The organism is Microbispora sp. H10830 (assembly GCF_014161375.1).
Taxonomy (GTDB): domain Bacteria; phylum Actinomycetota; class Actinomycetes; order Streptosporangiales; family Streptosporangiaceae; genus Microbispora; species Microbispora catharanthi.
In genome coordinates this window covers 57,185-80,946 of record NZ_JABBWX010000024.1, presented here as the reverse complement: position 1 = coordinate 80,946, position 23,762 = coordinate 57,185, and the positions used below count along the sequence as shown (strand labels likewise).

The window sequence follows — 23,762 nt, the reverse complement described above, 5'->3', positions numbered from 1 at the left end:
ATGACGATAACGCCCCCCCGGCGATGGTGCCGCCCCGGCCCCTCCTACGAGGGGCACGCCCCAGGGTCGGTGCAGAGCTGGGCGGTCAGAGTGGCGCAGGCCCATTCCTCCCACCTGTCCGGCGACCAGCCGCGGTCCTGGACGAAGAGCAGGTACAGCTGCGGGCTGAGCAGGCAGAACAGCAGGTCCGCCGCCATCGCGACGGAGACGTCCGGCCGGGCGCCGGGTTTGCCTGCCAGCGCCTGGGCCGCGGCGTGCTGCACGATGTAGCGCGGATCGGGGCCGTCGGGCCATTGCGCGGCGATCTGTGGGTCGGCGGCCCCGGCGGACTCGATCATCGGCATGAGCGGGGCGACCCGGCCGAGGATCTCACTTGTGCCGCGGACGTGCCCCCGCAACTGACCGGCCGCGGTGGGCTCGGCGCACGCGGCGCGGAACCACTCACGGTCCATGACGGCCACCGGCTCGGCGTCGCCGGCGATGGACGTGTCGACGACGTCCTTGAACAGCGTGCGCTTGTTGCCGAAGACGAAGTAGACCGTCTGAACGGCCACGCCCGCTCGGTCGGCGACCTCCTGCAGGCTCGTCGCCCCGTAGCCCTGCGCGACGAACAGCTCCCGCGCCGCCTGGATGACCTTCTCCCGGGTGCGGCGTGAGCGCTCCGCCCGTTTGTCCGGCCGCTTGACGATGTCCATGGCGCGAGTATATCTCTAGAGTTCGTCACTAGAGTTCGACTCTAAGAACCTGGAGGAGCCATGGACAGGCCGAACACGGGCGCGGACGTCGATCAGGAGGAGGCCGTGCGCCGAGCGCTGGAGAAGTACTACCGGGACGGCAAGCCGCCGTGGGACACCGGCGTGACGCCGCCCGAGCTGGTCGCCCTGATAGAGGGACACGTCGAGGGGCGCGCAGAAGGGCACGGGGAAGGGCACGGTGCGCTGCCGCCCGGCCGCGCCCTGGAGCTCGGCTGCGGCACCGGAACCAACGCGATATATCTGGCGCGGCACGGCTGGGAGGTCGTGGCCGTCGATCTGGTCGACCGCGCGATCGAGCAGGCCCGGGAGAAGGCCGACGCGGCGGGAGTGGCCGTACGGCTGCTGCACGGAGACGCCACCCGGCTCGACGAGCTGGACGCGCCCGGCCCCTACGACCTGTTCTTCGACCTGAGCTGCTACTGCGGCATCCCGCCGCACCGCCGCGACGCCTACGCCGCCGGGCTCACCCGCCGCGCCGCTCCCGGCGCACGTCTGCTGATGTTCGGGTATGGCCCCGGAACGCTCGGCGACGAGTTCTCCGGCGTCACCGCCGACGAGCTGCGTGCCAGGTTCGACGGCTGGGAGCTGGTCGACGTCACACCTGGGACGAACCCGTTCCCCACGTTCTGGTTCACGCTGCGGGCCGGGGAAGCCTGAGGCGCTGCGCCCTTACAGGGTCAGGACCACGTTGTCGATGAGGCGGGTGGTGCCCACCTTGGCGGCCACGGCCAGGATCGCCTCGCCGCGGTGGTCGTCGCCGACCGGAGCGAACGTCGCGGGGTCGGCCAGGATCAGGTAGTCGAGCAGCAGCGGCGGGTCGAAGCGGGCGGCCTCCTCCAGCACGGCCCGGGCGGCGTCGAGGATCCCGGCCGGGCCTGCCGTCCGGGCCCGCGCCGCGCCGGCCCGCAGCGCCCGCGACAGCGCGAGCGCGGTGCGGCGGTCGGCCTCGGACAGGTACCTGTTGCGGCTCGACAGCGCGAGGCCGTCCTGCTCCCGCACGGTCGGGGTGCCGACGATCGACACCGGGACGTCGAGGTCGGCCACCATCCGCCGGATCAGCGCGAGCTGCTGGGCGTCCTTCTGCCCGAAGACCGCGACGTCCGGCCGCACCAGGTTGAACAGCTTGAGCACCACGGTCAGCACGCCGTCGAAGTGGCCGGGCCGGAAGGCGCCCTCGACCACCCCGCCCATGCCGCCGGCCGAGACCTCCACCTGGCGGTCCGGCAGGTACATGTCATCGGCCGAGGGCGCGAAGACCACGCCCACGCCCTCCTCCTCGCACACCCGGAGGTCGGCGTCGAACGTACGGGGATAGCGGGAGAAGTCCTCGTTGGGGCCGAACTGCAGGGGATTGACGAACACGCTCACCACCACGTGGTCGGCGTGCTCGCGCGCCAGCCGCATCAGCGATCGATGGCCCTCGTGGAGCGCCCCCATCGTGGGGACCAGGGCGATCCTCCCGGGGCCGAGCACGTCCCTCGCCTTGTCGAGGGCGGCGCGGTCGGCGGCGACGGTCAGGTCCATATGTTCCCTCCCAGGGCGTCCAGAAGGCGTTCGGCCGCCTCCGGCTTGAGCAGGCCCGCCGCGAGCGCCCGGTCGGCGGTGAGCCTCGCGAGCGCGACGTACGCGTCCGCGGCCTCGGGGGCGGCCAGGATGAGCGCGTCGACGTGCTTGCGCACGGTGCCCGCGTCGCCGCGCACCACCGGCCCGGTGAGCCCGCTGATGCCGAGACGCAGCACGTTGTCGAGTGCCGCGCTCAGCAGGGGGCCGAGCATCCGGCCCGGATGCTCCACCCCGATCTTCGCGAGCAGTTCCTGCGACTCGGCGACGAGCGTCACCATGTGGTTCGCGGCGCCGGCCAGGGCGGCGTGGTAGAGCGGCCGGTCCCGGTCGGCGATCCACACCGGCTCGCCGCCCATCTCGATCACCAGCGCCTCGGCCACCGGCCGCAGCAGGTCGGGCGCCGTGACGCCGAACGAGCAGCCGTTGAGCCGGGTCAGGTCGTCGCTCCTGCCGGTGAACGTCATCACGGGGTGCAGCGCGAGCGGCAGCGCCCCCGCCTCGGCCGCCGGGTCGAGCACGCCCAGGCCGTACGCGCCGCTGGCGTGCACGAGCAGCTTGCCGCGCAGGTCGGCGCCGGTGGCGGCGAGGCCGGAGACGAGACCGGGCAGCACATCGTCCGGCACGGTCAGCAGCACGAGCTCGGACCGGGCGATCACCTCGTCCGGCCTGCTGAGCGTCAGGCCGAGGCGGTCTGCGGCCCGCCGCGCCGACGCGTCGGACACGCCGCTGGCCGCCACCACCCGATGACCCGCGAGCATGAGCGCGGCTCCGAGCACGGAGCCGACCCGTCCCGCGCCGAGCACTCCCACGGCGAGCCGCGCCGGGCGGTCACTTGTCTCCATGACGCCTCCCCTCGGTTCAGCGTAGCGGCGGCGCTCCCGCCGGCCCGGGCGTGGCCCAACGGTCGGATTTTGTCCCGTTTCTCACGGGCCTATGTTGAGCCATAAGTACGAAAGTGACTACTTTTCGTCACGGCATCGGCGTGTCGGTAACCTAAAGCGCCGTGGAGGTCACCTGGCGGGAGGCCATGCGGCGGGCGCTCTACGGCGCGGAGGGCTTCTACCTGCGCGAGCGCCCCGACCGGCATTTCCGCACGTCGGTGCATGCCTCGCCGGCCTTCGCCGAGGCCGTGCTGCGCCTGCTCCTGCGGGTCGACGCCGCCCTCGGACGGCCCGACCCGGTCGATTTCGTGGACATGGGCAGCGGCAACGGCCTGCTGGCCGCCCGGGTGCTGGCCGCGGCGCCGCCGGACCTCTCGAAGCGGCTGCGGGTCACCGCCGTCGACCTGTCCCCCCGGCCCGGCGATCTCGACCCGCGCGCCGCCTGGGAGCCGGAGGCGCCGTACGAGGCCGGCGGCCTGGTGATCGCCAACGAGTGGCTGGACAACGTGCCGCTCGAGATCGCCGAGATGACGCCGGACGGCCCTCGCCTGGTGCTCGTGAACACCTCGACCGGCGAAGAACGGCTCGGGCCCGCCCCTGGCCCGGACGACCTGGCCTGGCTGGAGCGCTGGTGGCCGCTGCGCTCACCGGGCGAACGCGCCGAGATCGGCCGCCCCCGCGACGAGGCGTGGGCCTCGATGATCAGGCGCCTGGCGCGCGGCACGGCGGTCGCCGTGGACTACGCCCATCTGGCCGGGCGGCGGCCCCCGCTCGGCACGGTCGCCGGCTATCGCGACGGCTCGGTGGTGCCGCCGACACCGGACGGGTCGTGCGACATCACCGCCCACGTGGCGCTGGACGCCTGCGCGGCGGCCGGCGAGCGGGCGGGGGCGGAGGCGACCACACTCACCACGCAGCGGGAGGCGCTGCTGGACCTGGGGGTCACCGGCGCCCGCCCGCCGCTCGCGCTGGCGTCCACCGATCCCGCCGGGTACGTGCGCGCGCTCGGCCGGGCCTCCCAGGAGGCGGAGCTGATCGACCCGGCCGGACTCGGCGGCTTCGGCTGGCTCAGCCAGTCACGACATCGAGAGGAGAGACCTTGATCGCGAGAATCTGGCGCGCGAGCGCGACCCCGGAGGGCGCGGACGGCTACGAGCGGCATTTCACCGCGTCGGTCCTGCCCTCCCTGCGCGACGTGGACGGGCACCGTGGCGCGTACCTGCTGCGGCGGGACGCCGCCGACGGGCGGGTGGAGATCCAGGTCATGACGCTGTGGGACTCGATGGACGCGATCCGCCGCTTCGCCGGGGACGACCCCGGCACGGCCGTCGTCGAGCCCGCGGCCCGGGCCGTCCTGCTCGGCTACGACACCACGGTCACCCACCACACGGTCGCTCACCACACGGGTGTCGTGTCAGACGGTGACCTTCAGTGACTCCAGGCCGCGCATGATGTAGCTGGGCTTCCAGGCGGGCTCCTCGGCGAGCTCCAGCTTGGGCGCCAGCCGCAGCAGGACGCCGAACGACTCCGCCATCTCGACCCGCGCGAGCGGCGCACCGAGGCAGAAGTGGATGCCGGCGCCGAACGAGATATGCGGGTTGTCCGCCCGGCCGATGTCGAGACGGTCCGGGTCGGCGAATACCTCGGGGTCGCGGTTGGCCGAGCCGAACAGCAGCGCGATCTCCGCACCGCGGGGGATCGTCACCCCGCCGACCTCGATGTCCTCCAGCACCCACCGCTCGAACATCTGCGCCGGGGTGTCGTAGCGGAGCAGTTCCTCGACCGCCGTCGGCATCAGGCCGGGGTCGGCACGCAGCCGCTCCAGCTCTCCGGGGTTGCGGAACAGCGCCCACCACCCGCTGCCGGTGGCGTTGACCGTGGCCTCGTGCCCGGCGTTGAGCAGCAGCACGCAGGTGCCGATCAGCTCGTCCTCGGTCAGCCGGTCGCCGTCGTCGACCACCTGGGCCAGCGCCGAGATCATGTCGTCGCCCGGCCGCTCCCTGCGTGCTCTGGCCAGCTCGCGCAGGTAACCGGCGAACTCCGTCGCCGCGAGTACGGCCGTGTGCTGGACCTCCAGCGAGGGGTTCAGCTCGTACATCCCGCAGATGTCGGCCGACCAGGGGCGCAGCAGGTGGCGGTCGCCCTCGGGCACGCCGAGCATCTCGGCGATCACGGTGACCGGCAGCGGCTCGGCCACCTCGGCCAGCAGGTCGCCGCCGCCGCGCTCGACCAGTCCCTCGGCCAGCTCGGTCGCGATCTTCCGTACGCGGGGACGCAGCGACTCGACCATGCGGGGCGTGAACGCCTTGGACACCAGGCGGCGCAGCCGCGTGTGGACCGGCGGCTCGACGTCGAGCATCCCGGCCCGGATCACCCGCCAGAACGGTTCCTGGAACTCCGGCTCGGGCTCGCGGCCGAACGCCTCGTGCGTCGCCACGTGCAGGTAGGACCGGCCGAGACGCCGGTCGCGCAGCAGCGCGTTCACATCCGCGTGGCGGGCGATCAGCCACTGCCCTGTCGGCTCGAAGAAGCTGACCGGATCGTTGTCGCGCAGGTCGCGGTAGGCGTCATAGGGGTACGCGATGAACTCGGAATCCCAGGGATCAAACTTCACAATGGACAACAATACGGATGAAAGGCCTCGCCTGGGAGTACGGGCGTGCGGGTCGTCATGGCGTAGGTTGGGGCGATGCCGAAGCGCCGCGAACAGCATCGCAGGGAACCCCGCGAACTCGGCGAGTTGCCCTATGCCGATCACCTGGAGCCGTTCGAGGGCCGGCTCACTCAGGGCGGCGACTACGACACGGTCCTGTTCGACGGGCGGGAGTTCGAGGACGCCGACGCGTCCAACGCCCGGTTCATCGAGTCGGCGTTCGCCTCGGTGACGTTCGCCGGCGGCCGATACCGGCGCGCCCGGTTCTCGGACGTGTGGCTGAACGGCGTGCGCTGGGTGGGCGGCGACCTCACCGAGTCCGTCTGGGCGGACGCGGAGATCATCATGAGCGCCCCGGCCGGCACGGCGCTGCCCGGCGCCGAGATGAACCACGTGCTCTTCCACCGGTGCAAGCTCGACTCGGTCAACCTCCGCGCGGCCGACCTGCGGGAGGTCTCGTTCGTCGAGTGCACGCTGCGGGACGTGGATTTCGCGGGCGCCACGCTGACCGGCGTCGCCTTCCCCGGCTCCACGCTGGAACGGGTGCGGTTCGACAAGGCGCGCATGTCCCGGGTCGACCTGCGCGGCGCCGTGTCCCTGGGCATCTCCGACGGCTACGACGCGCTGCGCGGCGCGACCATCAGCGGCGTCCAACTGATGGAACTCGCGCCGATGTTCGCCCACATCCTGGGTGTCACGGTCGACAACGACTGACTTCGCTCGGGTCGTCCGCACTTGCGGCCGGAGGGCGGTGTCGGGTTATAGTGCCGTCCAGGTCATGAGTGCCAGCGTCAAGCCCCGGCTTGCTGGCCGGCAACCCTCGCGCTCGCGGCGGGGTGCCCCGGGTGAGGACCGGGTCCGGCACGAGGTGTGCCGGGCAAGCGCGGGCTCCGCCTTTCCGATGCCATGGCCGGGGTCCCCACCCCGAGGAGGCATGGCGTTGTCCGCACTCACCTTCGTCCAGCAGGCCGTCAACCGCATCTCCGAGCCCGTGTGCCTACCGGCTGTCGTGGGCGCCGACCTGGAGGTGCCCGTCAGGGGCGGCAGGCTCGTGTCGTACGCGAACCTCGATTACGCGGCGAGCGCGCCCTGTCTCGAGCCGGTGAACGCCGCCGTCGCGGCGGCGCTGCCGGCCTACTCCAGCGTCCACCGGGGTGCGGGCTACGCCTCGCAGCTCACGACGGCCAGGTATGAGCAGGCCAGGCACACCGTGCGGGCCTTCGTCGGCGCCCGCCCCGGCGACGCGCTGGTCTTCGTGCGCAACACGACCGACGCCACGAACCTGCTGGCCCGCAGCCTCCCCGAGGGCACCACCGTCGTCGTGTTCGAGACCGAGCACCACGCCTCTCTGCTGCCGTGGCCGAACGCCGTACGGCTCGCGCCGCCCGCCTTCCCCGGCGAGGCGATCCGGGCGGCCGACGAGGCGCTGGCCGCGATTGACGGCCCGGCCCTGCTCGTCGTGACCGCCGCCTCCAACGTGACCGGCGAGCTGTGGCCGATCGCCGGGCTGGCCCACATCGCGCACCGGCACGGCGCGCGGATCGCCGTCGACGCCGCCCAGCTCGTCCCCCACCGCGAGCTCAACCTGGCCGCGCTCGACCTCGACTACGTGGCCTTCTCCGGGCACAAGCTCTACGCCCCGTTCGGCGCCGGGGTGCTCGTGGGCCGCCCCGACTGGCTCGCCGACGCCGATCCGTACCTGCGCGGCGGCGGGGCCGTACAGGCGGTGGGCGAGACCACCGAGTGGAGCGACGACCCCGAGACGCGGCACGAGGCGGGCACCCCCAACGTGCTCGGCGCGATCGCGCTCGCCGCCGCCTGCGACGCGCTGACCGCGACCGGCTGGACCGCGCTGGTGGGGGAGGAGGAGCGGCTGCTCACCCGCCTGCGCGCCGGGCTCGCCGCCATCCCCGGCGTACGCGAGCTGTCGCTGTGGGGCCAGGACCACCCGCGCGTCGGCATCGTGTCGTTCACCGTCGAGGGTCGTACGGCCCGCGATGTCGCCGAGGCGCTGTCGGCCGAGTGGGGCATCGGCGTCAGGGACGGCAAGTTCTGCGCCCATCCGTTCGTCCGCCACCTCCTCGGCGGCGGCGAGGACGGCGGCTGCGCGGACGGCACGTTCAGCGCCGTACGTGCCTCGATCGGCATCGGCACGACCACCGAACACGTCGACCGCCTCGTCGAGGCCCTACGCGAGATCGCCACCGCCTGAAGAGCGGAAAATCAAGTTGGGGATCTCGCCCAAGAGGTCCCCAATCAAGCGGCATCCGTCGACTTCTCGCTGACTGGCAGGCGCAACGTCCGATCGCCGAAGTCGACGACCAGGTCCAAGCGGGCCCCGAGCGCCTCCACATAGCGAGCGATGACCTCGAGGGATGTCACCTCTCCATGCTCGATCTGTGAGACCCGGGCAACGCTCAGACCCATGACAGCCGCGACATCCCTCTGGCCGAGCCCAAGTTGCTTTCGCGCCTCGGCGAGCTGATGACCGCGCGCCTCGGCGAGAAGCTTTCTGGCGCCCTGCTCGATCACGGAAGGAGAGACGCCGGCCTCGTGCAGTTCCCGCTCAAGGTCGGCCCAGTCCCCCGGCACCCTCTTCGACATATTCACTCCTCTTCGTCGCTGGTGTAGTCGAGGTACAGCTGTACGGCCAGGGGGATGTTCTCCTTGTACCACCGGTTCCAGTTGCCGGCTTTGTCGCCGCCGAGCAGCAGCAGCGCCGCCCGGGTGGGGTCGAGGGCGAAGATGATCCTGATCTCCGATCGCCCACGCGATCCCGGACGTAGTTCCTTGAGATGGTGCAGGGAGCTTCCCTTGAGCCGGTCGACGAGAGGCCTGCTCAACATTGGCCCCTCCTCCCGGAGAGCGGCGACGGCCTGAGCGACCTGGATCGCCGACCAAGATCCTCCTTGAGGAGCGTCCTGAACCAGGCGGCGTACTCATCTGTGACCTTCACCGTCCACGTCAAGAGTGCCCTCCCCGAAATCAAGGCAAGCCTTAAGTCGGACAGCAGGCTACTGCCGTCGGCATGGAATGTTGGTCGAGTTTGTCTGATGCCTCCGCCGTCTTCGCTCCCACGTGATGAGCGTGAAAGCATGGACGGCATGACGACCGAGCAGGAGGGCGGGCGCCGGGAACGCATCGTGGGGATCGGCGCGGGAGCCGACGCCGTGCAGGCGAGGGAGCTGGCCACCGAGGACATGATCCTCAACATCGGCCCGCAGCACCCCTCCACCCACGGCGTGCTGCGGCTGCGGCTCGTCCTCGACGGCGAGCGCATCACGGCCGCCGAGCCGATCGTCGGCTACATGCACCGCGGCGCGGAGAAGCTGTTCGAGGTGCGCGACTACCGGCAGATCATCGTGCTCGCCAACCGGCACGACTGGCTGTCGGCGTTCGCCAACGAGCTGGGCGTCGTGCTCGCGGTCGAGCGCATGCTGGGCATGCAGCCCCCGCCCAGGGCGGTGTGGGCCAGGACGCTGCTGGCCGAGCTCAACCGCGTGCTCAGCCATCTGATGTTCCTCGGCAGCTATCCCCTGGAACTCGGCGCGATCACGCCGGTCTTCTACGCCTTCCGGGAGCGGGAGACCCTGCAGCACGTCATGGAGGAGATCTCCGGCGGCCGCATGCACTACATGTTCAACCGGGTGGGCGGGCTAAAGGAGGAGCTGCCCCTGGGCTGGCTCGATCGCGTCACGACCGCCGTCGCGGCCGTGCGGCGGCGGCTGCCCGACATCGAGGAACTGATCGCCGGCAACGAGATCTTCCTGGCCCGCACCCGCGGCGTCGGCGTGCTCGACCGCGAGACGATCATGCAGTACGGCGTGAGCGGCCCCATCGCGCGGGCCTCGGGCGTCGACTTCGACCTGCGGCGCGACGAGCCCTACCTGGCGTACGGCGAGCTGCCGGTGAAGGTCGTGACCCGGTCGGCCGGGGACTGCCAGGCCCGGTTCCAGGTGCTGCTCGAACAGGTCAAGGTCTCCCTCGACCTGGCCGACGCCTGCGTCGAGCGCCTGCGGCACCTGCCGCCGGGGCCGATCAACCAGCGGCTGCCGAAGGTGCTGAAGGCGCCCGAGGGCCACACGTACGCCTGGACGGAGAATCCGCTCGGCCTGAACGGCTACTACCTCGTGTCGCGGGGCGAGAAGACGCCGTGGCGGCTCAAGCTGCGCAGCGCCTCCTACAACAACATCCAGGTGCTGCGGGAGATGCTGCCGGGCAACCTAATCGCCGACATGATCGCGATCCTCGGCTCGATGTTCTTCGTGGTGGGCGACATCGACAAGTAGGGGTCACGCCTCCCCGGAAGGCTTGCCGGGCACCCGGCAGCAGTGCTCGAGGAACAGCGCCGCGCAGATCAGGATCACGCAGGCCACGAACGATCCGCCGCCGATCAACGCGTCCTGGCGGGGCTTGTCCAGGTCGAGCAGTTCGAGCACGTGCACCACGAACCCGGCGAAGATGCCGCCGAACGCCGCCCCGACGTACGCCGTGGCCTTGGCCAGCGCCGCCAGGCGGGCGACGGCCAGCGGCTCGACGGGCTTGGTGTGCGGGCGGCGCAGAATCCTCGCCCGGGTCAGCCAGCCCGTGTACGCCTCGCCGACGGCCAGCAGCAGCGTGGTGGGGATCGCGGTCCACGGCAGGGTCGGCACCACGGAGTAGAACTGCCGCAGCAGCCCCCAGGTGAGCAAGGCGAACACGACCACGAGACCGACGAGCACGCCGGGATTGGTGGGCTTCACGCGGGGACTCCTCGTCGATCAGGCCGGGGGTTCGAGCACGAGGTCGGTCCGCAGCCGCACCCCGCTCTGGTCCGTGTCGGCCAGCAGGGCCGCCACCGACCCGCGCCCGGGCAGCACCGCCGCCGGATCGGCCTGCGCCCACGGGACCAGCACGAACGCCCGCTCGTGCGCCCGGGGATGCGGGAGCGTGAGCTCGGGGTCGTCCGACATGAGATTCCCGACCGTGATGAGGTCGACGTCGAGCGTGCGCGGGCCCCACCGCTCCCTGCGCTCGCGGCCGAACGCGTTCTCGACGCTCTGCGCGCGGTCGAGCAGCGTGCGGGGGTCGAGCATGCTCTCGGCGATCACGACCGCGTTGAGGTAGGGGCCCTGCTCTGGGCCGCCGACCGGATCGGTCTCGTAGACCGGCGACACCGCCACGAACGTGAGCCCGGGGGCGTCGAACAGCGAGTCGACGGCTCCCTGGAGGTTCTCGACGCGGCGGCCGAGGTTGCTGCCGAGCGCGATCACGACCCTCATGCGCGGCCCCTTCTGATCGTCACCACCACGTCGCCGAACGGCAGCGGGATGGGCGCCGCCGGTTTGTGCACGCTGACCTCCGCCTCCTCGACCAGCTCGTGAGCCAGGCAGGCCGCCGCCAGCCGCTCGGCGAGGGTCTCGATGAGGTTGACCGGCTCGCCCTCCACGATGCGGACGAGCTCCGCCGCCAGCGCCCCGTAGTCCACGGTGAGCGTCAGATCGTCGGCCGCCGCCGCGGGGGCGGTGTCGAACCACAGGGCCACGTCGATCACGAACTCCTGGCCCAGCTCACGCTCGGCGGGCAGGCAGCCGTGCCTGCCGCGGGCCCGCAGACCCGTCAATCGAACGGTGTCGCGACCGGTCGCCGCCCGCGCCGTCACTGCTCCTGATCCTCCTCGTCGTCGTCGCTCTGCAGGACCGGTGAGCCGTGGTAGAGCCACAGCCGCCAGTCGGTCCCGGTCCGCACGTAGGTGCTGGAGGCGACGACCCGGCCGGCCGCGAAGCCCGGCTCGTCGGTGTCGGCGGCCGTGAGGATGTTCTCCGCGCAGGTGACCACGGCGACGTCCCCGATCACGTTCGTCTGCACGTCGGTCAGCACGAACTGGATGTACGGCGTGTTGGCCATGATGAGCGCCCAGGAGCGCAGCACCTCCGACCGGCCGGTCAGCATGGGCCACCCGGGGTGGACGCACATGGCAGGACGTCCCGGGACGTCCTCTATCCAGATCTCCGACATCTTGTCGAGGTCGCCGCTCTCGATGGCGTTGTAGAACGCCTGGTTGAGCTCCTCGATGTCCTTCATCGGCGTCCCTGTCGGCATGTCGTCACCGGCCCTCGTCAGCGTGTCGTACGGCTGCTGCCCTCCACGCGGCGGCCACACGCACCGCGTCGGCGTTCGCCCGCACCCGGTGCACCCGCACGCACCACGCGCCGGCCCGCGCGGCGAGCGCGGTGACGGCGAGTGTGGCGTCTTCTCTGCCGTCCAACGGCCGGGGCTCGCCGTCCGGCCCCGCCAGCAGACGGCCGAGGAAGCGTTTCCTCGACGCCGCGATCAGCAACGGGCGGCCTAGGCGGTTCAGCTCGCCGATGCCGGCCAGCAGGGCCCAGTTGTGCCCGGCGTTCTTGGAGAATCCGAGCCCGGGGTCGAGCACGATCTGCTCCTCGCGCACGCCCTCGGCCAGCACGGAGTCGACCCGCTTGCGCAGCTCCTCCGCCACCTCGGTCACGACGTCGCCGTAGATGGCCCGGCTGTCCATGTCGCGACTGTGCCCGCGCCAGTGCATCACGACGTAGGGCACGCCGGTCGCGGCCACCACCCGCGGCATCGCCGGGTCGGCCAGCCCGCCGCTCACGTCGTTGACGAGCTTCGCCCCTGCCGCGACGGCCGCCTCGGCCACCTCCGCGCGCATGGTGTCGACGCTGACCGTCACGCCCTCCTCGGTGAGCGTGCGGATCACCGGCTCGACGCGGCGCAGCTCCTCCTCCAGGGACACCCGCGCCGCGCCCGGGCGGGTGGACTCGCCACCCACGTCCACGATGTCGGCGCCCTCGGCCACCAGGTCGAGGCCGTGCCTGATCGCGACGTCGGCGTCGAACCACTGTCCGCCGTCGGAGAAGGAGTCGGGGGTCACGTTGACCACGCCCATGACCAAACAGCGCCCAGACTCGGGCATACCGGGCACACTCGCTGCGGTCATGGGGTCAAGACTAGTGCCCCGAGACTCGGTGCCTGTCGGGCAGGAGCGGAGTCCCAATCGGCCGTCGCCCGCGCTCAGCCGCGCAGGATCAGCGACATGGCCTCGGCCCTGGTCGCCTCGCTGGAACGGAAGTCACCCCGGACGGCCGATGTGATCGTCTTGGCGCCGGGCTTGCGTACACCGCGCATGGTCATGCACATGTGCTCGGCCTCGATCACCACGATCACCCCGCGCGGCTCCAGCACCTGCATCAGGCCGTCGGCGATCTGGGAGGTCATCCGCTCCTGGACCTGCGGCCTGCGGGCGTAGACGTCCACCAGCCTGGCCAGCTTGGACAGGCCGGTGATGCGTCCCTTGTCGTTCGGGGTGTAGCCGATGTGGGCCACGCCGTGGAACGGGAGCAGATGGTGCTCACAGGTGGACATCACCTCGATGTCCTTGACGAGCACCATCTCATCGTGGTCCGCGTCGAACATGGTGGTCAGCGCGTCCTCGGGCCGCTGGCCAAGGCCGGCGAACTGCTCCGCGAACGCGCGGGCAACCCGGGCCGGAGTGTCCCGGAGCCCGTCGCGATCGGGGTCCTCCCCGATCGCGAGCAGGATCTCCCGGACCGCCTTCTCGATCCGGTCGTGGTCGAAGCCGGGGGGCGGCCCCACCATGGGTTCGGCCATGGTCAGGCCTCGTCCCGCTGCGCCGACTGGTCGTTGACCCACGGGGTGGAGCCGGTGCCGCCGGCGGGCAGCGCCGAGCCGTTGCCGTTGGCGCGCTCCTTGGGCGTGATGACCGGAGGACGGTCGGACGGCAGGCGCTTGCCGTAGCCGGCGTAGGAGGGACGCTTCTCCTTGGGCACGACGGGCGAGAAGATCTCGAGGACCTGCTCCCGGGAGAGCGTCTCCTTCTCCATCAGTTCGAGCACGAGGTTGTCGAGCACGTCGCGGTACTGGACGAGGATCTCCCACGCCTGGTCGTGCGCGCTCTCGATGTAGCGGCGGACCTCCTCGTCGATCGCCGAGGCGATCTGCTCGGAGTAGTCGCGCTCGTGACCCATCTCACGACCGAGGAAGACCTCGCCGTTGCCGCTGCCGAACTTGCGGGCGCCGAGCCGCTCGCTCATGCCGTACTCGGTGACCATGCGGCGGGCGATCGAGGTCGCCTTCTCGATGTCGTTGGACGCGCCGGTGGTGGGCTCGTGGAAGACGAGCTCCTCCGCGGTGCGGCCGCCGAGCAGCATGGCGAGCTGGTCCAGCATCTCGGACCGGGTCGCGAGGAACTTGTCCTCCATCGGCAGCGTCATCGTGTAACCGAGTGCGCGGCCGCGGGACAGAATCGTGATCTTGTGGACCGGGTCGGAGTTGGGCAGCGCGTGGGCCACCAGGGCGTGACCGCCCTCGTGGTAGGCGATGATCTTCTTCTCCTGGTCCGACATGACCCGGGACTTGCGCTCGGGACCGGCCATCACGCGGTCGATCGACTCCTCGAGCGTGTTCATCGTGATGAGCTTCTGGTCCTGCCGGGCGGTCAGCAGGGCCGCCTCGTTGATCACGTTCGCGAGGTCGGCGCCGGTGAAGCCGGGGGTCCTGCGGGCGATCACGTCGAGGTCGACGTCCTGCGCGAACGGCTTGCCGCGACCGTGGACGCGCAGGATGCCCTTGCGGCCCTCAAGGTCGGGCCGGTCGATGACGACCTGCCGGTCGAAGCGGCCGGGGCGCAGCAGCGCGGGGTCGAGGATGTCGGGGCGGTTGGTCGCGGCGATGAGGATCACACCGCCCTTGACGTCGAAGCCGTCCATCTCGACGAGGAGCTGGTTCAGGGTCTGCTCGCGCTCGTCGTGGCCGCCGCCGAGGCCCGCGCCGCGGTGCCGGCCGACGGCGTCGATCTCGTCGATGAAGATGATCGCCGGGGCGTTCGCCTTGGCCTGCTCGAACAGGTCGCGGACGCGGGAGGCGCCGACGCCGACGAACATCTCGACGAAGTCGGAACCGGAGATCGAGTAGAACGGCACGCCCGCCTCACCCGCGACGGCGCGGGCGAGCAGGGTCTTGCCGGTGCCGGGCGGGCCGTACAGCAGCACGCCCTTGGGGATCTTGGCGCCGATGGCCTGGAACTTGGCCGGGGCCTGCAGGAACTCCTTGATCTCCTGGAGCTCCTCGATGGCCTCGTCGGCCCCCGCGACGTCGGCGAAGGTCGTCTTCGGGGTGTCCTTGGTGATCAGCTTCGCCCGCGACTTGCCGAAGTTCATGACCCGGGAGCCGCCGCCCTGCATCTGGTTCATGATGAACAAGAAGATCAGGACGATGATGATGATCGGCAGGAAGCTGACCAGCAGGCTGACGAGGAAGTTCTCCTTCGCCACATCGACCGTCCAGCCCTGAGTGGGCTTGGCCTGCTCGAGCGCCTGCGTGAGCTGCACGCCCTGACCCTCGACCCACAGGGCCTGGATGCGGTCGGTCGTCTTGCCCCCGACCTCGACGGGCCGGTTCAGCGTCAGCTCGACACGCTGGTCCTTGTCGACCACGGTCGCGCTCTTGACATTGCCCTGCTGGATCTGCTGGACGACCATCGAGGTGTCGGCGGTGGTGTAGTTGCCGCCGCCGCCGAACATCGTGGTGACGAGCAGGAGAAGCAATACGATGCCCAGGATCCACAGCAGTGGGCCACGTGTAAATCGCTTGAGATCCATCCGTTGCGGAACCCCGGCGGGCCCGTCCCTTCCTGACCAAGGCCTGCCCCGGGAGAACCCGGGGTCGCGGCATCCCTTGCCGCTCCTTCTGGCTACCGCGGGGCGGCCGATCGACCTCCCGCGGATATCCGAAGGTACACCCGGCAGCCGCGTCGGGTAACTGCCCGAGCGGCTCCGGCTTTGCCTTTCCAACGTACGTCAGCCAACCCCGTGTTCCCCGACCAGGCGCCCAATAACGCACGATTCGAGGGTCACTTCGCTAAGGGCTTACTCCCCTCCGTACACATGAGGCGCAAGAGTCCCGATGAACGGCAGGTTGCGGTACCGCTCCGCGTAATCGAGCCCGAACCCGATGACGAACTCGTTGGGGATGTCAAAACCGACGTAACGGACGTCCAACTCGACCTTCACCGCGTCCGGCTTGCGCAGCAGCGTGCAGATCTCCACGGACGCCGGGTTGCGCGACTTCAGGTTGTTCATCAACCACGAGAGGGTCAGCCCGGAATCGATGATGTCCTCGACCACGAGCACATGCCGGCCGGCGATGTCGGTGTCCAGATCCTTCAGCACCCGCACGACGCCGGACGATATGGTCCCCGCGCCGTACGAGGAAACGGCCATCCAGTCCATCTGCACGGGCACGTGCAGCGCGCGGGCGAGGTCGGCCATGACCATGACCGCTCCCTTGAGCACGCCGACGATCAACAGTTCCCTGCCGGCGTAGTCGGCGTCGATCTGGCCCGCCAGTTCTCTGATCTTCTCCTGTAGCTCCTGCTCGGAGATGAGGACTCTGGAGAGATCCTTGCCCATGTCGGCTGCGTCCACCTGGGGTTTTCCTTACGCGAGCGAGAGATTGTCCACGGCGAAGACAAGGGTGCCACAGCGCCTGACCACCCCCACCCCCCCGGGTAGGTCCACTCCCTTCTGCCCGTGCCAGCCGGTCACCAGCCGCTCGACGGCCTCGATGTGCACCGCCGCGAGCGCGGCGGCGTGCGCCCCTGCCTCCACGGCCGCCCGCTGGATGACCCGCCGCCGCACCGCCCCCGGCACATCCGCGAGCACGGACACGTCCAGCTCCCCGCCGGGGCCGCGCGACTTCGCGTGGACGGCGTCCGCCCACGCGTCCAGGGCGTCGGCGTCGTCCCGGCACAGCCGCGCCGTGCGGGCCAGCGCCTCGGCGATCCCCGGCCCCAGTGCGGCCTCCAGCGCCGGGAGGGCGTCGCGACGCACCCTGACCCTGGTGTACGCCGGATCGTCGTTGTGCGGGTCGTCCCAGGGGCGCAGGCCGAGGGCGTCACACGCCTGCCTGGTCCGCGTCCGGCCGAGCCCCAGCAGGGGCCGCCGGTAGATCCCCGAGACCTCCGCCATGCCGGACAGGGACCGCGTGCCGCTGCCGCGGGCCAGGCGCAGCAACACGGTCTCCGCCTGGTCGTCACGCGTGTGGCCGAGCAGGACCGCGGCGGCACCCAGGCGGCCGGCCGCGGCGGACAGGGCGGCGTAGCGGGCCTCCCGCGCCGCGGCCTCGGGGCCCCCGGCCGTGCCGACCGTGACGGTCAGCACCTCGGCCGGGTCGAGACCGAGCGTGGGCGCGAGCCGTACGACGTCGCGGGCCCGGTCGGCCGAGCCCTCCTGCAGCCCGTGGTCGACGGTGAGCAGCCCCGCGCGCAGGCCGAGGCGCGGGGCCGCGAAGCCGATGGCCGCCGCCAGCGCCAGCGAGTCGGCGCCACCGCTGCAGGCCACGAGGACGAGCGCGCCGGACGACTCCCCCGCCCTCCGAGGGGCGGCGAGGTCCGCGAGCGACAGCCGTACGGCGCGGCGGACGTCGGCGACGGCGGGATGCGGGCCCATGCGGCCATTCTGGCCGCCCGCGGCGGGCAGGGGAAACGCCCGTCCGGCGAGCCCGGGCGGGTGGGTGGAAGTCAGGCGGAGGCCGGGTGGATCTACGTCAGGCGGAGGCCAGGACGCGGGACATCCAGGCGTGCGGGTCGGCGATCTCCCCGCGGTCGGGCAGGGTCTCCGGCGAGGTCCAGACCTTGTTGAACGACTCCATGCCGGCCTCGTCCACGACGGTGCGGACGAAGTGGGAGCCCTCGGCGTACTGCTTCATCTTCAGCTCGATGCCGAGCAGCCGGCGGACGAGCTGGTCGAAGCGCGAGCCGCCCTCGCGGCGGCGCTGGAACTTGGCGCGGATCTCGGCGACCGACGGCACCACGGACGGGCCCACCGCGTCCATGACGTAGTCGCCGTGCCCCTCAACCAGCGTCATCACGGCCGTCACGCGGTCGAGCACGGCCTTCTGCTCGGGCGTCTGGATGGCCTCGATGAGGTTGCCCTCGCCGCCTCTGAAGGCGTCGGCCACGGCGTCGGAGGCGGCGCGCAGGCGCTCCAGCAGGGTCGCCAGGTCCATCTCGGACGCGAGGAGGAACTCGGTCATCTGGCCGCGGACGTACTCCCGGAGCCAGGGGACGCCGGTGAACTGCACCCGGTGGGTCTCCTCGTGCAGGCACACCCACAGGCGGAAGTCGCGGGGATCGACGCCCAGCTCGCGCTCGGCGTGCACGATGTTGGGGGCCACCAGGGTCAGGCGGCCGGTCGGGGCGTTGCCCGAGGGGTCGGGCGGGAGGAACAGCTCGTACTGCCCGAGCACCCGGGAGGCGAGGAAGGCCAGCACCGCGCCGACCTCGAGCCCGGTGATGCGCGAGCCGACCGCGCCGACGACCGCCGGCATGTTCGACATCTTCTGCGTCAGCGGCTCGAGCACCACGCGGAAGCCGTCCACGTTCGCGCGGATCCACCCGGGACGGTCGACCACGGTCGCCGCCTCGGGCGTCGCCGAGTCGATGCGGGTGAACTCCCGCACGTGCCCCTCGGCGTCCCGCGACAGCCGCCGCAGTTCGAGGACCGCCTGCCTGGCCTCCTCGCGGCTCACCTGAGGGCCGGGCCGCACAAGGCGCACCCCGGTCGCGACGGCCAGATCCCAGTCGATCACCTGCATACCCACCACCGTACGTTCTCCGACTTCTCGCCGCGCATGCAGGCGCGAGGGGGACGGTCAGCTCTGGGAGACGATTGTGGCCATCTTGTCGAGGGCGGCGATCGCCTCCGGCGGGTTGGCCACTTGGTCGGCCATGAACGCGAAGGTCAGCAACCGGCCCTCGGATGTGTACGCGATGCCCGCCAGGGTGTTCACCCCGTTCAAAGTGCCCGTCTTCGCGCGCACCAATCCGGCGCCGGCCTTCGATTCGGACTTCTCGTAGCGATTGTGCAGAGTCCCGGTGAAATGCGCGACCGGCAGGCCGCTGATCAGCGAGTGGAGCTCCGGATGGGCGGGGGACGCCGCCACGGCCAGGATGTGGGCGAGGGCCGTCGGCGCGATTCTGTTCTTGGTGGACAGCCCGCTGCCGTCGTGGACCTCCACCCCGTCGGCCACGCCGAGGCGGGTGAGCACGCGCCCGACCGCCGTGGGCACGCCCTGGAAGGTGTGCGGGAGGCCCTCCTTGATGGCGGACTGCCGGGCGAGCGCCTCGGCGAGGTCGTTGTCACTGTGGGTGAGCATCCGCTCCACGAGCGCGTAGATCGGGCCGGACTCCACCCGGGCCAGCTCCTGCGCGGTGGGCGCCGCCTTGGCCGAGTCGACCCCCTTGCCCACCCTGATGCCGTTCTTCCTGAGCAGCGTGGCGAACGCGTCGGCGGTGGCCTGCGCCGGGTCCGGGTAGCGGGCGCCGTTGGCCGCCCGGCCCTCGTCCATCATGAGCGCGGACACCGGGGCGACGCTGCCCTCCGGGATGTACGTCGGCTTCCAGCCCGGCGCCGTCCGCGGCCCGTTGAACAGGGAGGCGTCGTACGACAGGTCCACCGAGGTGAGCTTCGCCGCCTTGAGCGCCTTGGCCGTGCTCGAGGCGAGCCGGGCGAGCGACGCGGGCCGCGGGTAGATCTCCTCCTGCTCGGCGGCGCTCGTCCGCGGGCCTGCCAGGGTCGGGTCGCCGCCGCCGACCAGGACGATCGACGTGGCGGAGGCCCCCCGCACGACCCGGGTGGCCAGGCGGGCGTCCGGCCCCACCGTGGCCAGCACCGTCAGCGCGGTGACGACCTTGGTGGTCGAGGCCGGGGTGATGGCGGTGCCCGAGCGGCCGTCGAAAATCGGCGTTCCCGTCGCGACGTCGAGCACGATCCCGGCCACACTGCCGCCGAGGGCGGGGTCACCCATCGCAGCGGTGAGCCGGGTGGTCAAAGTACCCTTGGCGGGGAGAGCCCCGTCCCCCGCCGCGGCCAGAACCGGACCCGCGGTCACCAGGGGGATCGGGGTCGGCTTCGGGGACGCGACCGGAGCCGGGGTCCTGTCGGCGTCATGGGTGATCAGATAAGTGCCCGCGAGGACGACGAAGATCTGCAGCAGGGCGAGGGTGGCCACCACCATCCACCGCTCACGTCGCACCACTACACCCTCATTTCGCGCCGACCTTGACCACGCCTACGAGACATTAACGCCAGCCCGGGAGACCGGGGACTCATGCGGAGGAACGAGTGGAGTTCGACGTTGTCGTTGAGATCCCCAAGGGACAACGGAACAAGTACGAGGTTGACCACAAGACCGGCCGCATACGTCTGGATCGCCTGCTCTTCACGTCCACCCAGTACCCCGCCGACTACGGGTTCATCGAGAACACCCTCGGCGAGGACGGGGACCCGCTCGACGCGCTCGTCCTGCTCCAGGAGCCGACCTTTCCCGGTTGCCTGATCCGCTGCCGCGCCGTCGGGATGTTCCGGATGACCGACGAGAAGGGCGGCGACGACAAGGTCCTGTGCGTCCCTGCGACCGATCCGCGGATGGAGCACATCCGCGACATCCACCACGTCGCCGAGTTCGACCGGCTGGAGATCCAGCACTTCTTCGAGGTCTACAAGGACCTGGAGCCCGGTAAGTCGGTCGAGGGCGCCAACTGGGTCGGCCGTGTCGAGGCCGAGGCCGAGATCGTCGCCAGCATCGAGCGCTTCCAGGAGACCGAGCACCACGACGAGGAGCACTGAGTCAGGGAGTGTCCCGCGGATCTTGCCGTAGCGCGGCGGCGCCTGGGCGACCGCAGTAGGCGAAAGATCCAAGGGGCGCGACCCTAGCCCGGCCGGGTGGCGCCGACCAGATCGTGGCGCCAGATGGGCGAGATGCGCACCACGTCCCCCGTCTGGGGGGCGTGGACCATCATGCCGCGCCCGATATAGATGCCCACGTGATGGATGTCGCCGGGGTTCCGGCTCAACCGGCCGTAGAAGATGAGGTCGCCGGTGCGCAGTTCCTTGAGCGGGACGTGTTGTCCCGACGTCCACTGCGTGCCGGTCCAGTGATCGAGTGACACCCCGGCCCGCTGCCAGGCCCGCATCGTCAGCCCCGAGCAGTCGAACCCCGACGGGCCCGCGGCGGCCCACACATATGGCTTGCCGATCTGTTTGAGCGCCCACTGGGCGGCCATCTCACCGGGTCCCGACCCGAGCCGCCCGGTCCAGGCCGGCACCGCCAGGCTCCTGCGCGCGGGGAGCGCCGCCTGCCTGGCCTTGCTCCTCGCCTGTTTCAGCTCGTCGACGCGGTCGCGGGCGGCCTCCAGCCGTTTGGAGATCTCCGCTTTCTCCTGCTCGATTCGCTTGGTCTGTTCGAGCTGTTCCTCGACGGCCCGCTGTGCCGCGTCCTTCGCCTGTCGCACCTCGTCGGCGCTGCGCGACTGGTCGGAGTAGGCACGGGCCGCCTGTTCTCGGAGGATCTCGAAGACCTGTTGCGCGTCCTTCAGCCGTTGCAGCGAAGCGGTCTGTTCGTCGCCGAGCTGCGTCAGCATGCTGGCTCTTCGCAGGAAGCCGTGCACGTCGCCGATACCGCCGAGCATGGCCGCGGCGGGCGGTGACAGCCGCACCCCGCCGTATCCCTCGGCCACCCTGGCCGCCACCTCGCCGCGCAGCCGGGCGACCTGGTCGGACGCCTGGCGGACCCGCCGCGCCGACTGCTCGTACGCGGCACGCGCCTGCTCAAGCTGGACGAGTTGCCCGTTGTACGACTCCACGAGCCGCTCGGCCTCGGTGTTCAGCGCCTCTCGGCGGGCCTGCGCGACCGCGAGGTCGGCCTCGGCTTCGCCCAGTTCCCGTGCGCGTTCCTGCACCTGCTGGCGTGCCTTGGCGACGTCCTTCGCGGACGGTTTCGGATCGGCTCCAGCCGGGGCTCCGAAGGTCAGGACGAGACTTGACCCGAGCCCGGCGACCAGCCCCGACGCTCTGAGGAGTGGCAATTCCTTCCCCTTCCCTGCTCCACTCCCCTCACTTCCCGGCGACTACTCTCCGTACACATCTAAGCTACGCCCTGTAATCAACCTATGTGGTAGGTCGTCCCGTTTAGACAGGGAAAGCGCCTCCGGGCCCTCCGGAGCTTCCGCTCCCGGGGTCGCCGGAAGTGCCACGACGCTCCGTTCCGCGTTCGGAGCCGCCGTCCCGGACTCCTCCGGGTACGCCCGGCGGGCCGCCGTCTCCGGCGCCCCGCCCCCTCCAGCCTGAGGCGTCCTGCGTCCTCCCGCCGCCTGAGGCGTCCTGCGTCCTCCCGCCGCCTCGGGCGTCCTGTGCCTTGTGCCTGGCGCCGTGTCCGCCGCGCCATGGCGGTAGGGCCGTGGGCCCGCCGAGGTCGCCCGAGGGCGTGCGGGAGGGCGCGGGCGTCGGCGGGCACTCCCTGTGGGGACGGGGATGGTGCTGGTGGTCACGCCAGGGCGGACGGTGTCCCGGCCAGTGCGCCGGAGGCGGTCCGCCCCGGGGCGGCCAGCCCGGCCCGGGGCCGCCGGACCCGTGTCCACCAGAACCGTGTTCACCAGAACCGGGCCAGCCGGAACCCGGCCCGCCAGAACCCGGCCCGCCGGAGCCGGAGCCGCCGGGGGTGGGCTCCTCGCCCGGCTCAGAGCCGGGAGTGCCGGGGGTGATGGTGGGCGTGGGCGTCGGACCGGACGGCGAGGCGCCCGGACCCTGCGAGGAGGAGCCCCCTGTGGGGCGCCCGGACGGCTTCCCGTGCGGCGCGGGACGGTGCGGCCGGCCGGCGGAGGGCGGCACGGGTGCGGGCAGGGGCGCCGGGCGCGGCAGGGCGACCGGCCTCGCGGAAACCACGGGCACGACCGGCTCGGCCAGTTCCCGGGAGACCGGAGGCACGGGCGAGCGCCCGCCGCCCCCGTCGACCTCGTCCGACGACCCCTCCGGGGAGGCGGTGCCGCCGGACGGGCCGGCCGGAGCCTCCGCCGTGGGGAGCCGGAGCGGGGCGATCGTGTCGGCGGCCCGCTCGCGCAGGTCCCCGGCGAACTGGGCGAACACGAGCGCGATCGTCGCCACCGCCGCCAGGGCGGCCACGGCGCCCGCCACCGCCTGCGCCAGCCTGCCCTCGCGGCGACCGGCCCTCGGAAAGCCCGCGGCGTTGAGCCCGCCGACGCGCTTGGCGACGTACCGCCGATAGGGGACGAGTTCGGGGTCGATGAAGCTGCTGAGCACCCGCACCCGCAGCGTCTCCGGCAGGGCGATCTGAGGGAGCAGACCGAACACCTTGGCCGGGGAGATCTGCCTGACGCGCTGGCGCGCGCAGGTCTCGCACCGCGCGAGGTGCCGCGTGAGCTGGGCCCGCGCCTGCGCGGTGAGCTCTCCCGTGAACCCCGCGAGGATGGCGGACGCCCGCGGGCAGTCGTGGGTCGCACGCCTCGCCAGGATCTCGACGGTCACCGTCTCACGCAGGCGTTCCGTGGCCGCGTCGAGGAGCGCCTCGGCGTACCGCTCGGGCGTGCCGAGCACCGCGGCCAGGTCCTGGCCGGTCATCCCGTGCCGGGCGACCAGTTCGAGCACCTCCCGGTCCTCGGCTGACAGCGCTCCCACGGCGCTGCTCGCGACGAGGCGCAGGTCGGCCTCGGCGCCTTCGGCCGTGACGCCGGGGAAGGGCACGGTCGCGACGGGGACCGGCCCGGTCTCCGGCCCGTCCTCCTCTTCCGGCGTACGGCGGCGCATGCACTCGCCGCGGGCCAGGGCGTACAGCCAGGGGCGGAACCTGTCCGGGTCGGCCAGCGAGCCGACGAGGGCCTCCGCGGCGATCAGGGTGTCGCGCAGCGCGACCTGGGCTGCGTCGGGCCCGGCCAGCAACGTGCGGCAGTACCGGTAGAGATTGCCCGCATATGTGTCATAAAGGGCGGCCAGCGCTCCCGGATCCCGGGCCCGCAACGCCTCGACCAGGACGCCATCATTCATATAACTGAGAGTAAATGCTCAGTAACTCCCCGCT

The 23,762-nt window shown here is 71.5% G+C and carries 26 protein-coding genes and 1 riboswitch; of the genes, 7 read left to right on the top strand and 19 right to left on the bottom strand.

What is annotated here, in order from left to right:
* Window positions 1-44: 44 nt before the first annotated feature.
* On the bottom strand, window positions 45-695 hold the full coding sequence (locus tag HHX35_RS38945) for a TetR/AcrR family transcriptional regulator (protein WP_182903601.1): 651 nt from the start codon (window positions 693-695) through the stop codon (window positions 45-47).
* 60 nt (window positions 696-755) lie between these two features.
* On the opposite strand from HHX35_RS38945, the gene HHX35_RS38940 reads away from it, so the two are divergent.
* Complete coding sequence (locus HHX35_RS38940; RefSeq protein ID WP_182903600.1) at window positions 756-1,412, top strand: class I SAM-dependent methyltransferase; 657 nt, start codon at window positions 756-758, stop codon at window positions 1,410-1,412.
* A 12-nt stretch (window positions 1,413-1,424) separates the two neighbouring features.
* On the opposite strand, the gene panC is transcribed toward HHX35_RS38940, so the two are convergent.
* Window positions 1,425-2,279 carry a pantoate--beta-alanine ligase gene (panC, locus tag HHX35_RS38935; RefSeq protein WP_182903599.1) on the bottom strand — a complete coding sequence of 285 codons (855 nt, stop codon included), beginning with the start codon at window positions 2,277-2,279 and terminating at the stop codon, window positions 1,425-1,427.
* Window positions 2,270-3,160, bottom strand: coding sequence for a Rossmann-like and DUF2520 domain-containing protein (locus tag HHX35_RS38930; protein ID WP_139580285.1), 891 nt, complete (start codon window positions 3,158-3,160; stop codon window positions 2,270-2,272). The genes panC and HHX35_RS38930 overlap by 10 nt, the downstream gene beginning before the upstream one ends.
* 161 nt (window positions 3,161-3,321) lie before the next feature.
* On the opposite strand from HHX35_RS38930, the gene HHX35_RS38925 reads away from it, so the two are divergent.
* Together HHX35_RS38925 and HHX35_RS38920 are read left to right on the top strand one after the other, a co-directional pair.
* Window positions 3,322-4,302, top strand: a complete 981-nt coding sequence (locus tag HHX35_RS38925; protein ID WP_310739611.1) for an SAM-dependent methyltransferase — start codon at window positions 3,322-3,324, stop codon at window positions 4,300-4,302.
* Window positions 4,299-4,634: an antibiotic biosynthesis monooxygenase gene (locus tag HHX35_RS38920; RefSeq protein WP_182903598.1), complete on the top strand. Its 336-nt coding sequence runs from the start codon at window positions 4,299-4,301 to the stop codon at window positions 4,632-4,634. Before HHX35_RS38925 ends, HHX35_RS38920 begins: the two co-directional genes overlap by 4 nt.
* Here HHX35_RS38920 and HHX35_RS38915 read toward each other — a convergent pair.
* Window positions 4,614-5,813, bottom strand: a complete 1,200-nt coding sequence (locus HHX35_RS38915; protein WP_310739610.1) for a cytochrome P450 — start codon at window positions 5,811-5,813, stop codon at window positions 4,614-4,616. The genes HHX35_RS38920 and HHX35_RS38915 overlap by 21 nt on opposite strands.
* 75 nt (window positions 5,814-5,888) lie before the next feature.
* Here HHX35_RS38915 and HHX35_RS38910 point away from each other — a divergent pair, with 75 nt between their 5' ends.
* Entirely contained in the window at window positions 5,889-6,566 is a 678-nt protein-coding gene (locus HHX35_RS38910) for a pentapeptide repeat-containing protein (RefSeq protein WP_182903596.1), read from the top strand.
* Window positions 6,567-6,626: 60 nt separating this feature from the next.
* Window positions 6,627-6,742: riboswitch (SAM riboswitch) on the top strand.
* Window positions 6,743-6,786: 44 nt separating this feature from the next.
* On the top strand, window positions 6,787-8,064 hold the full coding sequence (locus HHX35_RS38905) for an aminotransferase class V-fold PLP-dependent enzyme (RefSeq protein ID WP_182903595.1): 1,278 nt from the start codon (window positions 6,787-6,789) through the stop codon (window positions 8,062-8,064).
* 44 nt (window positions 8,065-8,108) lie between these two features.
* Here the strand turns inward: HHX35_RS38905 and HHX35_RS38900 are convergent, their stop codons facing one another.
* Window positions 8,109-8,456 (bottom strand): helix-turn-helix domain-containing protein, encoded by a 348-nt coding sequence (locus HHX35_RS38900; protein ID WP_182903594.1) that lies wholly within the window; start codon window positions 8,454-8,456, stop codon window positions 8,109-8,111.
* 2 nt (window positions 8,457-8,458) lie between these two features.
* Window positions 8,459-8,698, bottom strand: a complete 240-nt coding sequence (locus tag HHX35_RS38895; RefSeq protein ID WP_259405801.1) for a type II toxin-antitoxin system RelE/ParE family toxin — start codon at window positions 8,696-8,698, stop codon at window positions 8,459-8,461.
* Between the two features lie 258 nt (window positions 8,699-8,956).
* Here HHX35_RS38895 and HHX35_RS38890 point away from each other — a divergent pair, with 258 nt between their 5' ends.
* On the top strand, window positions 8,957-10,141 hold the full coding sequence (locus tag HHX35_RS38890; RefSeq protein ID WP_182903593.1) for an NADH-quinone oxidoreductase subunit D: 1,185 nt from the start codon (window positions 8,957-8,959) through the stop codon (window positions 10,139-10,141).
* Between the two features lie 3 nt (window positions 10,142-10,144).
* On the opposite strand, the gene HHX35_RS38885 is transcribed toward HHX35_RS38890, so the two are convergent.
* From HHX35_RS38885 to dacB, 11 genes are all read right to left on the bottom strand, one after another.
* Entirely contained in the window at window positions 10,145-10,594 is a 450-nt protein-coding gene (locus HHX35_RS38885; protein WP_182903592.1) for a DUF3180 domain-containing protein, read from the bottom strand.
* Between the two features lie 18 nt (window positions 10,595-10,612).
* Window positions 10,613-11,113, bottom strand: a complete 501-nt coding sequence (gene folK / locus HHX35_RS38880; protein ID WP_182903591.1) for a 2-amino-4-hydroxy-6-hydroxymethyldihydropteridine diphosphokinase — start codon at window positions 11,111-11,113, stop codon at window positions 10,613-10,615.
* The gene (gene folB, locus HHX35_RS38875) at window positions 11,110-11,493 is read right to left on the bottom strand and encodes a dihydroneopterin aldolase (protein ID WP_139580295.1); all 384 of its coding nucleotides are present in this window, start codon (window positions 11,491-11,493) and stop codon (window positions 11,110-11,112) included. The genes folK and folB overlap by 4 nt, the downstream gene beginning before the upstream one ends.
* Window positions 11,490-11,933 carry a nuclear transport factor 2 family protein gene (locus HHX35_RS38870; RefSeq protein WP_139580296.1) on the bottom strand — a complete coding sequence of 148 codons (444 nt, stop codon included), beginning with the start codon at window positions 11,931-11,933 and terminating at the stop codon, window positions 11,490-11,492. Before HHX35_RS38870 ends, folB begins: the two co-directional genes overlap by 4 nt.
* Before the next feature lie 4 nt (window positions 11,934-11,937).
* Window positions 11,938-12,810 carry a dihydropteroate synthase gene (folP, locus tag HHX35_RS38865; protein WP_182903590.1) on the bottom strand — a complete coding sequence of 291 codons (873 nt, stop codon included), beginning with the start codon at window positions 12,808-12,810 and terminating at the stop codon, window positions 11,938-11,940.
* Window positions 12,811-12,884: 74 nt separating this feature from the next.
* On the bottom strand, window positions 12,885-13,481 hold the full coding sequence (gene folE / locus HHX35_RS38860; RefSeq protein WP_259405800.1) for a GTP cyclohydrolase I FolE: 597 nt from the start codon (window positions 13,479-13,481) through the stop codon (window positions 12,885-12,887).
* 2 nt (window positions 13,482-13,483) lie between these two features.
* Window positions 13,484-15,490: an ATP-dependent zinc metalloprotease FtsH gene (gene ftsH, locus HHX35_RS38855; protein ID WP_139580298.1), complete on the bottom strand. Its 2,007-nt coding sequence runs from the start codon at window positions 15,488-15,490 to the stop codon at window positions 13,484-13,486.
* Between the two features lie 267 nt (window positions 15,491-15,757).
* Window positions 15,758-16,315 carry a hypoxanthine phosphoribosyltransferase gene (hpt, locus tag HHX35_RS38850; RefSeq protein WP_310739608.1) on the bottom strand — a complete coding sequence of 186 codons (558 nt, stop codon included), beginning with the start codon at window positions 16,313-16,315 and terminating at the stop codon, window positions 15,758-15,760.
* Between the two features lie 12 nt (window positions 16,316-16,327).
* Complete coding sequence (tilS, locus tag HHX35_RS38845) at window positions 16,328-17,338, bottom strand: tRNA lysidine(34) synthetase TilS (RefSeq protein ID WP_182903589.1); 1,011 nt, start codon at window positions 17,336-17,338, stop codon at window positions 16,328-16,330.
* Between the two features lie 97 nt (window positions 17,339-17,435).
* On the bottom strand, window positions 17,436-18,485 hold the full coding sequence (locus HHX35_RS38840) for a zinc-dependent metalloprotease (RefSeq protein WP_182903588.1): 1,050 nt from the start codon (window positions 18,483-18,485) through the stop codon (window positions 17,436-17,438).
* 57 nt (window positions 18,486-18,542) lie between these two features.
* A complete protein-coding gene (gene dacB, locus HHX35_RS38835; RefSeq protein ID WP_310739606.1) occupies window positions 18,543-19,928 on the bottom strand; it encodes a D-alanyl-D-alanine carboxypeptidase/D-alanyl-D-alanine-endopeptidase in 1,386 nt (461 codons plus the stop codon).
* 86 nt (window positions 19,929-20,014) lie between these two features.
* On the opposite strand from dacB, the gene HHX35_RS38830 reads away from it, so the two are divergent.
* Complete coding sequence (locus HHX35_RS38830) at window positions 20,015-20,518, top strand: inorganic diphosphatase (RefSeq protein ID WP_139580300.1); 504 nt, start codon at window positions 20,015-20,017, stop codon at window positions 20,516-20,518.
* 83 nt (window positions 20,519-20,601) lie between these two features.
* Here HHX35_RS38830 and HHX35_RS38825 read toward each other — a convergent pair whose 3' ends face one another.
* Window positions 20,602-21,756, bottom strand: a complete 1,155-nt coding sequence (locus HHX35_RS38825; protein ID WP_182903587.1) for a C40 family peptidase — start codon at window positions 21,754-21,756, stop codon at window positions 20,602-20,604.
* 103 nt (window positions 21,757-21,859) lie between these two features.
* Window positions 21,860-23,728, bottom strand: coding sequence for an RNA polymerase sigma factor (locus HHX35_RS38820; protein ID WP_182903586.1), 1,869 nt, complete (start codon window positions 23,726-23,728; stop codon window positions 21,860-21,862).
* Between the last annotated feature and the right edge of the window lie 34 nt (window positions 23,729-23,762).